16 protein-coding genes and 1 pseudogene are annotated in these 14,938 nt (G+C 70.6%); 9 read left to right on the forward strand and 8 right to left on the reverse strand.

The annotated features are described in order from the left end of the window. Both ACFQS9_RS19020 and ACFQS9_RS19025 read left to right on the forward strand, forming a co-directional pair. Positions 1-253 (forward strand): annotated as a pseudogene (locus tag ACFQS9_RS19020) (PPE family protein); the annotation flags it as partial. Then, positions 250-1,044 carry an ESX secretion-associated protein EspG gene (locus tag ACFQS9_RS19025; protein WP_378407535.1) on the forward strand — a complete coding sequence of 265 codons (795 nt, stop codon included), beginning with the start codon at positions 250-252 and terminating at the stop codon, positions 1,042-1,044. The pseudogene ACFQS9_RS19020 and the gene ACFQS9_RS19025, both read left to right, overlap by 4 nt. A gap of 40 nt (positions 1,045-1,084) precedes the next feature. On the opposite strand, the gene ACFQS9_RS19030 is transcribed toward ACFQS9_RS19025, so the two are convergent. Further along, complete coding sequence (locus ACFQS9_RS19030) at positions 1,085-2,080, reverse strand: helix-turn-helix transcriptional regulator (protein ID WP_378407537.1); 996 nt, start codon at positions 2,078-2,080, stop codon at positions 1,085-1,087. A gap of 120 nt (positions 2,081-2,200) precedes the next feature. Between ACFQS9_RS19030 and ACFQS9_RS19035 the strand changes: the two genes are divergently transcribed. After that, the gene (locus tag ACFQS9_RS19035; RefSeq protein WP_378407587.1) at positions 2,201-2,596 is read left to right on the forward strand and encodes a RidA family protein; all 396 of its coding nucleotides are present in this window, start codon (positions 2,201-2,203) and stop codon (positions 2,594-2,596) included. Between the two features lie 94 nt (positions 2,597-2,690). Here ACFQS9_RS19035 and ACFQS9_RS19040 read toward each other — a convergent pair whose 3' ends face one another. Further along, complete coding sequence (locus ACFQS9_RS19040) at positions 2,691-4,175, reverse strand: MFS transporter (RefSeq protein WP_378407539.1); 1,485 nt, start codon at positions 4,173-4,175, stop codon at positions 2,691-2,693. A 68-nt stretch (positions 4,176-4,243) separates the two neighbouring features. Between ACFQS9_RS19040 and ACFQS9_RS19045 the strand changes: the two genes are divergently transcribed. Beyond that, positions 4,244-4,921 carry a TetR/AcrR family transcriptional regulator gene (locus tag ACFQS9_RS19045; protein ID WP_378407541.1) on the forward strand — a complete coding sequence of 226 codons (678 nt, stop codon included), beginning with the start codon at positions 4,244-4,246 and terminating at the stop codon, positions 4,919-4,921. 61 nt (positions 4,922-4,982) lie between these two features. Further along, the gene (locus tag ACFQS9_RS19050) at positions 4,983-5,738 is read left to right on the forward strand and encodes a DUF222 domain-containing protein (RefSeq protein ID WP_378407543.1); all 756 of its coding nucleotides are present in this window, start codon (positions 4,983-4,985) and stop codon (positions 5,736-5,738) included. A gap of 92 nt (positions 5,739-5,830) precedes the next feature. On the opposite strand, the gene ACFQS9_RS19055 is transcribed toward ACFQS9_RS19050, so the two are convergent. The 5 genes from ACFQS9_RS19055 to ACFQS9_RS19075 form a co-directional block, all read right to left on the reverse strand. After that, a complete protein-coding gene (locus tag ACFQS9_RS19055; protein WP_378407545.1) occupies positions 5,831-7,003 on the reverse strand; it encodes a lipase family protein in 1,173 nt (390 codons plus the stop codon). A gap of 78 nt (positions 7,004-7,081) precedes the next feature. After that, the gene (locus tag ACFQS9_RS19060; RefSeq protein ID WP_027501933.1) at positions 7,082-7,690 is read right to left on the reverse strand and encodes a TetR/AcrR family transcriptional regulator; all 609 of its coding nucleotides are present in this window, start codon (positions 7,688-7,690) and stop codon (positions 7,082-7,084) included. Positions 7,691-7,694: 4 nt separating this feature from the next. After that, complete coding sequence (locus ACFQS9_RS19065; protein ID WP_378407547.1) at positions 7,695-8,369, reverse strand: histidine phosphatase family protein; 675 nt, start codon at positions 8,367-8,369, stop codon at positions 7,695-7,697. A 4-nt stretch (positions 8,370-8,373) separates the two neighbouring features. Next, positions 8,374-9,291, reverse strand: coding sequence for a prephenate dehydratase (gene pheA / locus ACFQS9_RS19070; protein WP_378407549.1), 918 nt, complete (start codon positions 9,289-9,291; stop codon positions 8,374-8,376). Positions 9,292-9,330: 39 nt separating this feature from the next. Next, a complete protein-coding gene (locus ACFQS9_RS19075) occupies positions 9,331-10,134 on the reverse strand; it encodes a hypothetical protein (RefSeq protein WP_378407551.1) in 804 nt (267 codons plus the stop codon). A gap of 57 nt (positions 10,135-10,191) precedes the next feature. Here ACFQS9_RS19075 and ACFQS9_RS19080 point away from each other — a divergent pair, with 57 nt between their 5' ends. Next, entirely contained in the window at positions 10,192-10,962 is a 771-nt protein-coding gene (locus tag ACFQS9_RS19080) for a DUF2470 domain-containing protein (RefSeq protein ID WP_378407553.1), read from the forward strand. 77 nt (positions 10,963-11,039) lie between these two features. Here ACFQS9_RS19080 and ACFQS9_RS19085 read toward each other — a convergent pair whose 3' ends face one another. After that, positions 11,040-11,792, reverse strand: coding sequence for a hemerythrin domain-containing protein (locus ACFQS9_RS19085; RefSeq protein ID WP_378407555.1), 753 nt, complete (start codon positions 11,790-11,792; stop codon positions 11,040-11,042). Between the two features lie 108 nt (positions 11,793-11,900). On the opposite strand from ACFQS9_RS19085, the gene ACFQS9_RS19090 reads away from it, so the two are divergent. From ACFQS9_RS19090 to ACFQS9_RS19100, 3 genes are all read left to right on the forward strand, one after another. Next, positions 11,901-12,539 (forward strand): TetR/AcrR family transcriptional regulator, encoded by a 639-nt coding sequence (locus tag ACFQS9_RS19090; RefSeq protein WP_378407557.1) that lies wholly within the window; start codon positions 11,901-11,903, stop codon positions 12,537-12,539. Between the two features lie 82 nt (positions 12,540-12,621). Beyond that, positions 12,622-13,431 (forward strand): CPBP family intramembrane glutamic endopeptidase, encoded by an 810-nt coding sequence (locus tag ACFQS9_RS19095; RefSeq protein ID WP_378407559.1) that lies wholly within the window; start codon positions 12,622-12,624, stop codon positions 13,429-13,431. A gap of 235 nt (positions 13,432-13,666) precedes the next feature. Then, complete coding sequence (locus ACFQS9_RS19100) at positions 13,667-14,935, forward strand: LCP family protein (RefSeq protein ID WP_465269931.1); 1,269 nt, start codon at positions 13,667-13,669, stop codon at positions 14,933-14,935. The last annotated feature ends 3 nt before the right edge of the window (positions 14,936-14,938 follow it).

The following is a 14,938-nucleotide window of genomic DNA, read 5'->3' on the forward strand; positions in this document are numbered from 1 at the left end:
CGGAGCCGTCGCGGGGGTGCCCGGTGGGTCGGAGGTGTTCGCCTCCGGACCCGCCCGCGCCGAGGCGGCCGTGGCGGCCGGCCCGCGCGGCGGCCAGCTCGGTGCCCCGATGCTGGGCGGCGGCGCCGGCACCGGCCAGGGCGACGAGGAGCACCGGACCCCCGGCTACCTCAAGAACTTCGAGCACTTCAGCGACGGCCGCGTCGTGATCCCCGCGGTCCTCGGCGCGGACCCCCAGGAGTACGAGCGGTGATCGATTCGGGCACGCTGGCCGCCCCGTCGCGGCTGGACTCGGTGACGCTCGGCCTCGACGAGCTCGACCTTCTGGTGAACCTCCTGGGCATCGACGAGCTGCCGGTGGTGCTGAACGCGACGGCCCGATTCGACTCGGTGACCGCCAGGGACGCCGCGTTCGACGCCGCCAGGGCCACCCTCGCCGAGCGGGGCCTGCTCGCGTCCGGTGCGGTACACACCGATGTCGCCGAGTGGCTGCAGGTATTGGCGCGCCCGAGTTGGGAGGTCGCGCTGCGGCTGTACGTCGCCGAGGAGATCTCCCGCCTCTGCCTGGCTCACGGGCCGACCGGATCGGTGCTCGCCCTGCGGGGGCCCGACTCGTATGTGCTGCAGCGCGCGGAGCATCCCGCAGGCGACCTGATGCTGGACGCGATCGGGCGGCGCGCGCCACTCGACCTCGGAGTGGTCAACGCACCGACCGAACAGCTCGTCGCCGCCCTGGCCGACTGCGCCGACGCCAGGTCCACCGCACGCAGGCTCACCGCACTCGGCGCGGCCGAGCAGGACGCCGTCACGGTCTCCACCGCGCTGGCCCGCTGCCGCGAACGCGCCGAGATCGTCGCGATCTGGCACGGCGACGGCAGAATCGAACCGGTGGGCGGGCCCGTCACGGTTTTCGACACCGACAGGGGCCGGATCATCGGTACCTCGAGCGTCTCCGCCGACGGGGTGGCCTGGTCCACACTCGGTCCGGGCCACGACGCCCGCTTCCGCCAGGCCGTCGACGTCCTGGTCGGCGCCGTCGGCTGACCGCCCGGCGGGCATCGGCCCACCGCTGACGATGACAAGGTCAGGTGGCCCCACCGTGACGGCCTGGGGTGGGTTCGTAGCAGGTGGCGGTCGCGGCGGCGCGGTTGCGCAGGGAGGTCCGCAACCACTCCGGTTCCAGTGCTTCCGCATGCGTGGCGAGCTGCCACAGCGCCCATTCGGCGTGTCTCGAGTCTTGGAAGGTCACCTCCAGCCGTAGCCAGCCGTCGGCGTCGGTTGCTTCGGCGAGGACGGCCAACGCGGTGCCCACCAGGTCCTTCCGCCGAGTCGGGTCCACCCGTACCAGCACGGTGACTTGGTCGCCGCCGGTCCGGAACCGCTCGGTGCGTTCCTTCCAGGCCTGGTCCAGATCGACCCGGGCTGGTCGCTGTGCGGGTTCGGGGAGTTCCTCGGCGGCCAAGATGCGGGACAGGCGGTAGGTGCGGTCCGCGCCGGATCTCGTGGCCAATAGGTAGCCCTTGCCTCGGACGGTGACCAGGCCGATCGGATCGACCTTGCGCCACTTCGGGGTTTGGTCCACGGCGGCGTAGTGGATGCGCAGTTTGTGGCCGGCCAGTACCGCGCGCCGGACTTCGGCTATCACGGCGTCGCTCTCCCGCTCCCCGACCACTCGGCGCGCGAGGAGGTCGGTTTCCGGCTCGATGAGCAATCGCTGGGCCGCGTCGGCCGCGGTGGTTCGAGAGCTTTCGGGTAGCGCGTCGACCACCTTGCGCATGGCGGCGGCGAGTGCTGACCCGAGGCCGAATGTCTGTGCGCCGCTGCGTGATCCGGCGACCAGCAGGGCAAGCGCTTCGTCGTGGTTCAGTCCGGTGAGCTCGTTCTGGAACCCGGGCAACAATGCGAAGCCGCCGTGCCGGCCGCGTTCGGCGTAGACCGGGACGCCGGCCACGGACAGCGCATCGATGTCGCGCAGCACCGTCCGGGTGGACACCTCCAGCTCGTGGGCCAGCGTGGCCGCAGACAGCCGACCGTGCTGGCGCAGCAACAGCACCAGCGACACCAACCGGTCAGCTCGCATAGAAAGATTATGTCAGGAATACACGACACAAGGTGTCATGTATTGGCTGAGAAGCTGCTCAGCATGACAAACAAGATGGTTACCGAGCCGATGGATGTATCGACCCAAGCCGATGGGCCAATCGAACGGACACCGGTCAACCCGTGGCCGTGGTCGGTGGAGATGGGGTACAGCCAGGGCGAGATCGTCTCCGGGCACACCCGGACCCTGTACTGCTCCGGACAGACCGCGATGAGCGGCGAGGGCGAGCCCCAGCATGCCGGTGACATGGCCGCGCAGGTGGCGCTGAGCGTCGACAACCTCGAGGCCGTTCTCAGCGAGGCCGGCATGTCCCTCGCGAACCTCGTCCGGCTCAACGTCTACACCACCGACGTCGATCTGCTTTTCCAGCACTACGGCGTGCTGGCGGCGCGGTTGGGCGCCGCCGGGGTGGCACCGACCACCACGATGCTCGGGGTGACCCGGCTGGCGATCCCCGGCCTGATGGTCGAGCTCGAGGGGACCGCCGTCGCCTGATGCGACCCGTGCACGAGTCGCGTGATGCGACTCGTGCACGGTCGCCGGGTGGGACCTTGGCCGGCAGCAGCTCGGCGAGGAACCGTGGACTTGATCAGTTCTCCGCGGCCGAACGGGACGGGACGGAACGGAGCAGGAGGGCGACGGCCACGGCGGAGGCTGCACAGAGCGCCGCGATGCCGACGAGGGTGATTCGCCAGACGGTGGTCAGATGGTCCGCGAGCAGGGCGGGATCGGGACCTCGCAGGTCACCGGATGAAACCCGCTGCGCCAGAGCATCATCTCCGAGACTTACGCGCAGGAGTCCGACCATCACGGCACCGACCAGCGCCAGCAGCACGGCGTTGGAACCGCCGCGCACGGTGTTGAGCAGGCCCGAGGCCATACCGACCCGATCCGGCGGCACGAGGGCCATGGCCCTCGCGTCGACGATGCCGATGGCCAGGCCCGCCCCCACACCGATGGTGACGAGGGGGCCGAGAAGCCCCGCCGCGGAGATCCCCGGGTGCAGCACCAGCAGCCAGGCGTTGCCGAGAGCCATCGCGGCCAGTGCCGCCGTGATGACCAGGCGCGGTGACGCCCCGCCGTTGACCAGTCGGGCGCCGAGCGAGGGGACCGCGATTATCGGGACAGTGAGCATCAACATCACCGCACCGGCGCGGCCCGGCGAGACGCCGTTCACGCCCTGAAGGTAGGTCGGCAGGGTGACGAGCACGGCCGTTGAGCCGAGGGCAAGGCTGGCGCATGCCAGGCACCATGCGGCAAATTGCCTGTCCCGCAATAGATCGAGATCGAGCAGGGGGTGCGCCACCCGCTTCTCGATCAGCACGAACGCGAGGAGCAGCGCGGCACCGGCCGCGAACTGGACGAGCAGCATGGGGCTGATCGAGGCCGCGCCGGGCAGTTGCGTGATCGCGAGCATGACGAGCCCGAGGCCGGCGATGAACGTGACCGCGCCACGCCAATCGATGCGCACGTCCGCGTCCGAGCGGGACTCCGTCACGAAGAAGGTGCCGACGAGTATCACCGAGCCGAGGATGGCGAAGACGGAAAACGTTGCTCGCCAGCCCAACCCGCCGATGAGGATGCCCGCTGCCGTCGGTCCGACGGCGAGGCCGACTCCTGCGGCGGTGCCGACGGCGGCGAAAGCCCGCGTCCTGGCCGGCCCGTCGAAGGTGGCGGCGAGCAGCGCGCCGCCCGCCGCCATGATCCCGGCGGCGCCGACCCCGGAGACGGTGCGCGCCACATCGACGATCCAGATGTTCGGCGCGGCGGCCACGGAGGCGGTCCCGGCGACGTAGACGAGCGCGCCTGCGCGCAGGACCCGGCGCCTGCCGAGCAGGTCGGCCAGCGACCCCGCGATGAGCATGAAGCACGCGGCCGAGAGGAAGTAGCCCGTCACGACCCACTGCAGGGGGCCGCCGGAGGCGTCCAGATCGGCACCGATGTCGGGCAGGGCGACGGTCGTCCCCGACATCAGCATCGGCCCGATGACGGCGCCCAGCAGAACGACGGCGAGCGTGATCCGTCCTGCGGCGACCTCGAGGTCGTCCCGGGGTGCTTCACGTGTCATGGTCATGCGGGCAAAGGTACAACGGTCGTTGCACTTTGTAAAACGGTCGTTGTAACTTTGCTATCATCATCGCCATGAGCAGCACGGATTCGACGAGTACCCGAGCCAAGGGTGGTTCCGCCGAGAAGCGCGCCGCGATCCTTCGGGCAGCGCGCAAGGTGTTCGGTCGCGACGGCTACGCCCGAGCGAGCATCGACGCGATCGCGGCCGAGGCCGGCGTGTCCACCCGGACCCTCTACAACCACTTCGGCGGCAAGGAGTCCCTGTTCACGGAGACCGTCACCGACAGCGCCACCGGGGTCTCCGCGGCCCACATCGCGACGGTGGGCCGACACCTCGACAAGGTCACCGACCTGCAGGAGGACCTCGTCGCGCTCGGGTTCGATCTGGTCACCAGCCCCCTGCGGGAGGAGTTCGCAGACCATTTCGCAATGGTCCGACAGATCAACTCGGAGGCAGCGCACTTTCCCCAGGCGTCATTGGAGGCCTGGCAGGAGGCGGGTCCCCGGCGCGTCCGCCGCGAGTTGGCCGCGGGATTCGATCGGCTGCAATCGCGGGGACTGCTGCGCCCCGCCCGATCCGACCGTATGGCGCAGCACTTCCTGGCCCTGGTCGGCTCGGAGGTGCAGCAACGCTCCGTCGGTGGCGCCATTCCGCTCGACGACGCCGAGGTGCGCGACATCATCGAGGACGGTGTCCGAGCATTTCTCGGCGGCTATCTGCCTCAAGAGCACGGCACTTCCCCCGAGTAGGGTGCCGGTTCGGCGGGCCGGACACCTTGTCATAGAACATATGTTCGATTAGGCTTCGAACATGGATCTCGACGAGATGCTCACCGCGCCACCGGATGTGGCCGCGTGGCAGCTCGCCGACGCCGACCTTCTACGACTGGTGCCCGAACTCTCTTTGCGGATGCGGCAGCTCGAGGCGCTACGGGTGCGCCTGATGCACCAGATCGATCAGCGGTGTGTGGCCGAGCAGGTCGGGGCGTCCTCGCCCGGCAACTGGCTCGCCGGTGTAGCCACCATGACGCCCAGTCAGGCGAACAGGATCGTCCGGCTCGGCCGCGAACTCGCCAAGCATCCGCAGGTGGCGGCCGCCTTCGACGCCGGGGAAACGGATAACGACCAGGTGCGGGTGATCGTCGAACTCCTCACCAAGGTCCCCGACGGCGACGCACCGGCCGACCCGAACGCCGCCGCGAACGCCGACGGCGAGGACTCCGCAGCCGACGGCGGAGGCGAAACCGGTGACGCCCCAACCGAAGCCGACGGTGGGTCCGAACCGGACAGCACCGACGGTGAGCCTGCGGTCGAGTCGATCGTCTTCGGCCCCCACGACACCAGATCGCAGGCCTGCACCCGCTACCTGCTCTACGCGGCCCGCACCGAGGAATCCACCGTCCTGGCCCGCCGCGCCAAGGCCCTCGACCTGATCCGGGGCGGCGACCCCAAGAAGAAGCGCGACTCCGAAAACCCGAACTCAACGAGTTCTACGACGCGCTCCGGCCGCATCTGCACTAGGCGACGATGGAACGAAACCCGATCGGCGACGTCACCCACCGGTTGATACGTTGCCGCCTTGGCCCGATTCGCCCTATAACGACGCCGCGGGCGCCACCGTGCTTCGGTGGCGCCCCATGCTGCGCTGTGGTCAGGTTTCTAGCAGGCGCTACCCGTGCACGGCTTCTCGCCGGCGAACAGCTTCGCGATGAACGGGGTGCTGTCCGGGACCGAGGCGGCCACCGTGCCGCCGTGGTCGGTCGGGTAGGTGCGGAACGCGAAGTCCACCCCGTTCGCGGTGAGGTCGGCGACCAGCTTCAGCGTCAGCGGGATCGGGACATCCATGTCCTGCTGTCCCTGCGCGATGAGCAGCGGTCGGTCGTAGCCGCTGGTGGGGACGGAGAGGATCGAGCGGACCGCGTCCATGAACTCGGGCGTGTCCACCGACCGCGACAGCAGCTGCCCGATCGAGACGTCGGCGTACTTGGTCCGCGCGTCGCCGTAGCAGATCGAGGTCTCCACATCGGCGAGAATGCTGCGCCCGAGGGGGCTGAGGTAGGAGTCGATGTCGACGTCGGGTCGCGCGGCCCGCAGCCCATCGAGGACGTTGGCGATGTACACCGTCGTGCCCTTGAGCGGCAGCTTCGGGAACGCCGGTCCGCCCAGCGGCAGCGCCATCTCGATGTTCGAGGGCGCACCGGTCGTCACCGCGCCGCGGTAGTCCAGCTCCGGGGCGTAGCGGGTAGCGATGTTCGCGGTGAACAGCGTCGCGTGACCGCCCTGCGACTGCCCCGTGGCGACCCACTTCTTCGACAGCTCGGGCGTGGTGGCGCGGGCCGCCCGCACCATGTCGATCACGCTGTGCGCGGCCGAGCGCCCGTCCAGGTAGGGATGCACACCGGGGGTGCCGAGACCGACATAGTCGGTCGCCACCACCGCGTAGCCCTGGGAGAGCCAATGGCCGAGATGGGTCACCGCCCGCTCGGTCGGCGGATTGACGCTGGGCGCGCACTGGTCCGCGACCCCGGTGGTGCCGTGCGCGTAGGAGATCACCGGCCACCCGCCCGCGGGTGGTGTCCCCTCGGGCACGTAGACGGCTCCGGTGCTGAGCATCGGCTTGTCCTGTGGCCCCTGCGACCAGTACGTCAGCAGCGAGGACGTCGCGGCGCCGGGCAGCCAGCGATCTCGCGGCAGTTGCTCGTTGCTGACGACGGACCCCGGGGCGTTGGCCGCACCGGCGGCAGGCGCGGCCGCGGCGGGCGCCACGGCCCACGTCGCGGCGACCAATGTCGCACCCGCGGCCACCAGGGCGGTACGAAGTCGGTGGGTCATCACTCTCTCCTCACGGCTGTGCGCCCGGTCACATTCGGCGCCGGGCACACAGGACGATAAGTTAGACCTACCGATCGGTCAAGCAATCTCCCAGCCGCGGACCCGGGCGGCGAGATCGTCGACGAGGAAGGCGAAAGCCCGGTCCACTCGCTCGCGGTCCCCGGTTGCGAGCAGGTCCAGGGTCAGGCCCCGGATCTGCGCGAGGATCAGCGTGGCCACCTGCCGTACCTGCTCCTCGGGGCAGCCGGCCCCGCGCAGGCCGTGTTCGAGTACGGCCAGCCACTGGCCGACGAAGTGTTCGAGGAAGCGCTCGTGCCCGCCCGGTTCGAGCACGGCCTGCACGTAGATCTCGAGCATCACCCGGAATCGCGGCAGCGTCTCGGGAGCCGTCCTCTCCTCCCACCAGCCGGTGAGCAGGGCGATCGGATCGGCGCCGGACTCGGCCAGCAGCTCAGCGGGAATCGACTCCCCCCGCATCCCCTCGATCACCTCGGCCAGCAGGTTCTCCTTGCTGCCGAAGTGATGCAACAGCGACGCGTGCGACACCCCGACCGCCTTGGCCAGCGGGCGCATGGACAGCTCCCCGACCCCGTTGGCGATCACGTACTCGGTCACCGACGCGAGCAGCTCGTCCCGCCTGCCGGCGTACCGCATGGTGCGCTTGTCCACACGATCGGACTCGGGCACCGCGTCAGCCCATCGGGTCGTCGGGCCCGGCGCTGGCGAAGGGCTCGAACGGCGGCACCAGCAGCCCCCACCGCACGCACTTCCAGCCCCCGTTCGCGGTCGGCACCAACTCCACCGTCTGGGTGTTGTCGAGGTGCGTGTTCGCGGAGAAGACGCCGTTGATACCCGCGAGCTGGGCCGCGACCAGGCGGATCGCGGCGCCGTGACTGACCACCAACACGTCACCGGCGTCGGCCTCGTCCGCCTGATCCTCGAGATACTCCTCGCGCAGCGAACGCAGCACCGGCACATAGCGCTCGAGGATGTCGTGGCCGGACTCCCCGCCCGGTACCCGCACGCCGAGATCGCCTGTGTGCCAGGAGTGGTACACCTTCATGAACAGCTCGTGCGACCCGCGGTCCGAGCGGTCCTCCAACTCCCCCGCCTGCGCCTCGTGGATGCCCTCGCGCACCTGCATCGTGATGCCCGATTCCAGCTCGACATAGTGGGCGGTCTGCCGCGCCCGCAACGCCGGCGACGCCACCAGCGCGCGCGGCGCCTTGCCCGCCACCGCGAGCCCGAAGGCCTGGGCCTGACTCTCGCCGAACTCGGTGAGCCGGGCCCCCGGCAGCCGGGTGTCCAGGCGTCGCTCGACGTTCGCCTCGGTCTGTCCGTGCCGGACCAGGATCAACTTGCCCATACCGTCACCTCCCGTCCGGTTCGCCGGCCCGAATCCGGCGCAGCCACTCCGTCGCCTCCTCGTCCGACGGCGGCCGCACCCCGCCGGGGGTCGCGGCGGGCCACGAACCGAGGAATCGCACCTCGTGCTTGCGATGCAGGGCCTTGAGCGCCTCGGCGACCGCGGTGTCCTCGAGGTGCCCGATGCAGTCCAGGAAGAACCGGTAGGTACCGAATTCGACACGAGTCGGCCGGGACTCGATCCGGGTGAGATCGATTCCGCGGGTGGAGAACTCCGCCATCGCACTCACGAGGGAGCCGGGTTCGTTGTTGAGCTGCAGGACCACAGCGGTGCGGTCCGCGCCGGTGGCCGCGGGGACCGGCGCCGGACGCGTCACGAGGACGAATCGCGTTCGCGCGCCGTCGAAGTCGGCCACCGAATCGGCGAGGACACTGAGCCCGAGCCGTTCGCCTGCCAACGCGGTGGACACCGCGGCATCGGCGATCCCCGCCGCGACATCCTCCGCCGCACCGGCATTGGACGACGCGGACTGGACCACGGCGTCCGGCAGTTTCCGCTCGATCCACATCCGCACCTGCGCACCCGCGACGGGGTACGCACGGATGGTGCGCACCTGTTCGAGGGTGGTCTCGGCACGCGCCAGGATCGTAAAACTCACGTCCAGTTCGGTTTCCGCGACGATCTGCAGCCGCTCACCGGCGGCCAGGGAGTCCATGGTCGGAGGCACGGGCCCCTCGACCGAGCTCTCGATCGGCACGACCGCCCCGTCGACGAGACCCTCCCGGACCAGCGCCAGCGCGGCCGGCGGACTCGGAGCGGACACGCGCTCCACCGGACCGTCGAAGGCCCCACCCGATTCCATCTGGGCGAGGGCCATCTCGGTGAAGGTTCCGGACGGTCCGAAGTAGGCGATACGAGGCACACGACAAGGTTACTCACCTGCCGCGATGCGAGCCCGGGTTCAGGGCGCAGCGGTGGCCGTGATCCCGTTGGCCGCGAGGTGACGCTCCGCCTCCTCGGCGTCGGCCACCTCGATGCCGAGCAGCACCGCGCGGAGCGCCTCGGCGGCGTCCTGGTTCAGCCCGGCAACCCGGGTGGGATCCGGGGTGACGAACGCCGTCCGCACGTCGTCCCCTCGGAGGGCCGCAACCGTGGCGGCGAGGATCGCGAGCGCCTCCGCCCCGGAGTTCACCCTGGCCACGAAGCCCGCGTCGGAGTGCGCGAGAACCGCCAGGAAGTCCGCCACCTCGTCGGGGCCAGGACCGGCACGCAGCCCGGGGTGCGCGCCGGCTTCGGCGATCCGGGTTGCCACCTCGGCGGCCCATCCGGCGTCGGCGTGGTCGTCGGGGGCGACGAAGACGGCCACCGGCGCCGACAGCGGGTGCGGGTTCGACTCCCCCGGATGCGCCAACTCCAGGGCGTCATCGAGTTCATCCATGCTGCAGTCGATTTCGAAGCGTGCGACCGTGGGACCGACCGGCACAAGGGTGTCGGGCGCGATGTCGAGCCGCACGATGACGGAATCGTCGAAGGAGCCGGCGCCGAGCGCGCTCGCCGCCACCACCGGGGGCCCGAAGATCACCCCGGGGCGCCTGCGCGACGCTGCGTCCGCGTCCGGGCACCGCTGCGACAGCAGGCCGGCGAAGGGTGGCTGCCGATCGTTCGGGGTCGGCGGATGAAGGGTGAGCAGGGTGGACACGCCCCAACCGTAGTCGCCGCGGACGGAGATCTTGCGGGCCATCGGGCCCTGCCGTAACTTAGGCATGGCTAACCTACTGTGATCGGCATCTCCGTTGCCCCGACCGAATGAAGCGAGCGCCCCATGACTGCTGCCACCTCCACCCAGGGTCCGTCGACCGCGGAGCGGGTCCGCAGCGCCTGCGCCCGGGCCGAGCAGGCGGTGCTGGCCATCGACGGCAGCGATCCCGTCGAGGTCTCCGTGCACCACCTGCGGGCCTGCGGCGACGTCGTGCTCACCGTCCGCACCGACTCGGTGGCCACCGCGCTGACCTGGCAGGCGGGCCGAGCCGGCCTGCCCGCGGTGCTCGAGCTCACCGACCTGACCCCGCTCTCCCTGCGGGAACCGGTGCGGTCGCTGGTCTGGCTGCGCGGCGCCCTGCACCCGGTGCCCGCCGAGGCCTCCCGCGCACTGGCGGCCGCCGTCGCCGACGAACGCCCGGACCCCGCACTGCTCGACGTCGGCCACACCACCACCCTGCTGCGGCTGATCCTGGACTCGGCGGTCGTGGCGGACTCGCACGGCGCCGAACCCGTACCGGTGGACGCACTGCTCGCCGCCCGCCCCGACCCCTTCTGGGAGATCGAGGGCCCCTGGCTCGAGCACCTGGAGTCCGACCACGGCGAACTCGTCGACCAGCTCGCCGGCCGCCTGCCGCGGGCGCTGCGCACCGGCCGCGTTCGGCCGCTCGGCATCGACCGGTACGGCATCCGGCTCCGGGTCGAGGGCGAGACGGGCGACAGCGACGTCCGGATGGCGTTCGCCGCACCGGTCGCGGACGCGGCCGAGCTGAGCCGCGCGCTCCGGCTACTGGTGGGCTGCCCCTTCGTGAACGGACTGCGCGCCCAGCGCTGATCCGCTCCGGCGCGGGAGACCCTGCCGAGCGCCTCGGTTGTCCCGCGCGATGTCCCACCCGTGGGCCGAGGTGTCGGCTACCGACCCGGCTCGCGCCCGCCCACAGCGGGTTCTTCTCGCCCGACGCCGTCCGCCGTGGCCGAGACGGTGAGCGAGGGCACAGCCGCCGCCGGTCCGCCATTCCACAGCAGTGCTGCCCGACGGCGGTACCTCCAGCCGAAGGCGTGCAGGAGCACGAAACGGGGAACGGCTGGGATCACGTGCAAGATCACCTCGCGGTCGTCCGGGCTCACCCCGTCGATGATCCAGTGCCCTTCGGCGCCGAGCTCCATGAAGCCCTTCGGTTTGACGAAGTACTCCGTCTCGACGGCCAGGTATTCGGCGGTGGTGACCGTGGCGCCGACGACCGGCATCATCTCGAGTTCTTCACGACGAAGGTGCGGCAACAGGACGTCGGTGAGTCCGGCCAGGGCGCCGAGCAGCTCGTCACCCGTGGACCGATCGTCACGGTAGGCGCGCGCGACGTCTTCCAGTGCGGTGATCGCCGGGGCGATCCGTTTGTGGTCGGCATCCATCTCGTCGAGCAGAGCAGCCGCGGACGGGTTCCTGACCCGGATCAGCGGCCACAGCCCGACGTCCTCGGCGGTGTGGTGCATGCGCAGGACGTTCATCATCCAGACGATGTGCGCCGCGAGCGCCCGACGACGTTTCCCGTCCGGAGACTGCCGAGAACGCAGGACCAAGCGGGTTCGCTCCATGTCACGGCGGAGCGCGCTGTGCACGATCCCCATGCTTCGCGTATCGGCGGGCTCATGCGGGTTGTTCTCCATGACCCTCTCCCTTCGTTCATCCACGCTGACCGATCGAGGCGGATGAGTTGAGGTGGCGGTCTGATAAATTGAGTACAACCGGGTTGTATCTAAATTATCGGAGCGGTGATGGTCGAAGTCAAGAGGCCGTACGACGCATCCGGCAGGCAGCGGCAGGCGCGCGTGCGGCGGCGTGCGGTGGTGGTCGCCGCGAAGGAATTGTTCGAGCGCAACGGCTTCCGGGCCACCACCCTTGCGGCGGTCGCCGATCGGGCGGCTGTCTCGGTGAAGGGCCTGTACAAGAGCTTCGGCAGCAAGGCCGCACTGGCGAAGGCGGTGTTCGATTTCGTGATCGCCGGTGACGACGAGCCGGTGTCCGTCGCCGACCGCCCGGAGCAGCAGGCGATGCTCGACGAGCCGGACGTACGCCGCAAGATCACGATGTTCATCCATGGGCTGGCCCGGCGGCAGCAACGGTCGGCCGCTGTGCAGATCCTGATTCGCGACGGACGACACGTGGACGACTCGCTCGTCCCGGTCTGGCAGCAACTGAGCGACGAGGGACTGACCGGCATGACGATGCTCGGGAGCCACCTGGTGGCGACCGGCCAACTCCGTGCAGGCATCGAGCTCGACGAGGTACGCGATGTGCTGTGGAACTACCTCTCGATCGACACCTACGAACGTCTTGTCCTCGCCCGGGGATGGACACTCGACCGGTACTCGGACTGGCTGACGCGAACGATCATCGCCGCCATCTGCCCGTAGGGGTGGCCGCCCCATGGTTCCACGAGGTGCGGGCCCAGACGGTCGGGCCGGTCACGGCCCGCGCTCCGCTACCGTCACCGGTGTGACCCGGTTCGACGCGTGGCTCCGGCCTACCCCACCCCCGCAGACCGAACCGCCGCTCGACGCCGCGGGCCGCCGCGCGCTGTGGTTCGAGGTCACCGTCGTGCTGCTGGTCACCTTCGGGCTCAGCGGGCTGTCCGGGATCCTCTCGTTGGTCGAGGACGCGCTCGCGCCCGGCGGGCTCGCCGACCAGACGGTCGCGCTGAACGCCTCCCGATCCGAGTACGGCTGGATCGACCTCGGCCGCCAACTGCTCGGCATCGTCAAGCTGTGCGCCTGGGCCGCGCTCGGCCTGTACCTGCTCTGGCGCAGCGGCCTCGGCCCGGCCAAGATCGGGCTCGGCCGCCCCCGACCCCGCCCCGACCTGCTGCCCGGCGTCGGGCTGGCCGCACTGATCGGGCTGCCCGGCCTTGCCCTCTACCTGATCGCCAACGCCGTCGGCGCGAACCTGACCGTGCTTCCCAGCACCATCGAGGAGCACTGGTGGCGGTTGCCCGCACTGCTGCTGTGGGCGTTCGCGAACTCCGGCGCCGAGGAGGTGCTGGTCGTCGCGTACCTGATCTCGCGGCTCCGCAGGCTCGGCTGGACCGAGAACTCGTCGTTGCTGGCCTCCTCGCTGCTGCGCGGTAGCTATCACCTGTACCAGGGCCTCGGCGGCGGCATCGGCAACGTCGTGATGGGTCTCGTCCTGGGCCGGTACTGGCAGCGAACCAACCGGCTGTGGCCGCTGATCATCGCGCACTGGCTGATCGATGCGGTCGCCTTCGTCGGGTACACCGCGCTGCGCGGCCACGTGTCCTGGCTACCGTGACCCGTAGAGTCGAGCCGTGAACGGCGACTATCCCCAGAACCGCGACCCCCGCGACCCGCGGTGGGGTCGCGGTGTGCCGCCGCAGCAGGGACGGCCGCTGCCCCCGCAACAGGGTCGCCCGGTCCCGCAGCCGGGTCGGCCGGTCCCCCCACGGCAGAGCCCGGCCCAGCCGCCGAGGCAGGGCCGTCCGATGCCCCCTCGGCACGTGCCGCCACCCCAGGGCACGGGCAGGCCGATGCCCCCCGGCCCCGAGGGCACGCAGGTGATCCGCCGCGACGGGCGGCCCGCCCAGGCCCCGGAGGGACCCCGGGCGTGGTCGCAGGCACCCGGGCCGGGCCGGGGCGGCGCCCGTCCTGCCGGCCCGGAGCAGACCAGGGCCTACCGCCCGCACGGACCCGACCGCGGCGCCTCCCCCTACGCGCCGACCCAGACGCCGCAGCCGTACGCCGACCCGCACCGCAGGCAGGGCGGTGGCGTCGGCGCGCCGCCCCAGCCGCCCCGCCGAACCAGCCCTCCGGCCCCTCCGCAACAGCCGCCCCGCCCGGCGAAGAGCCGCCGGCGTCCGCACTGGGGCCGACGGATCGGCCTCGTCCTGTTGGCCCTGCTGGTCCTGATCGGCGGCTCCGTCGTCTACCTCGACCGCGGTCTCAACCGGATCGACGCGCTCGCCGACTATCCGGACCGGATCGGCGACACCCCCGGCACGAACTGGTTGCTGGTCGGGTCGGACAGCCGCGCCGGAATGACCCCGGAAGAGGAGGCCGCGCTCGCGACCGGCGGCGACGTCGGGGAGGGCCGCACCGACACGATCATCGTCGTGCACATCCCCGAGAGCGGTAAGGCCACCATGGTGTCCATCCCCCGCGATTCCTATGTGCCCATCCCCGGATACGGCCGCGACAAGATCAACGCGGCGTTCGCACAAGGCGGGCCGCAGCTGCTCGTGCAGACCGTCGAGGGCGCGACCGGACTCCACATGGACCACTACGCGGAGATCGGCTTCGGCGGATTCGCCGGCATCGTCGACGCCCTCGGCGGTGTCAACCTCTGCGTGCCCTACCCGATCGACGACCCGCTCGCGGGCATCAACCTGCAGCCGGGCTGTCAGGACCTGACCGGTGCCCAGGCGCTCGGTTTCGTGCGGACCCGGGCCACTCCGCTCGCGGACCTCGACCGGATGAAGAACCAGCGCGCGTTCATGTCGGCGCTGCTGGACAAGGCGACCAGCGCGGGCACCCTGGTCAATCCGTTCCGGCTCTGGCCGATGGTGACCAAGACGGCGGGTTCGCTACAGGTGGACGAGGGCGACCACCTGTGGAACCTCGCCGGCCTGGCCTGGGCGATGCGCAGCGGCCCGATCACGACCACCGTCCCCATCGCCGGCTTCGAGGATGTCGACTCGGGCAATGTGCTCGTCTGGGATCGCGAACGCGCCTCACAGTTCTTCGGCGCGCTCGCCGAGGACCGGCCGGTACCGGATTCGCTGATCACCACGGGCCCCTGATCC

The organism is Rhodococcus daqingensis (genome assembly GCF_042665615.1).
Lineage (GTDB): Bacteria > Actinomycetota > Actinomycetes > Mycobacteriales > Mycobacteriaceae > Rhodococcus_G > Rhodococcus_G daqingensis.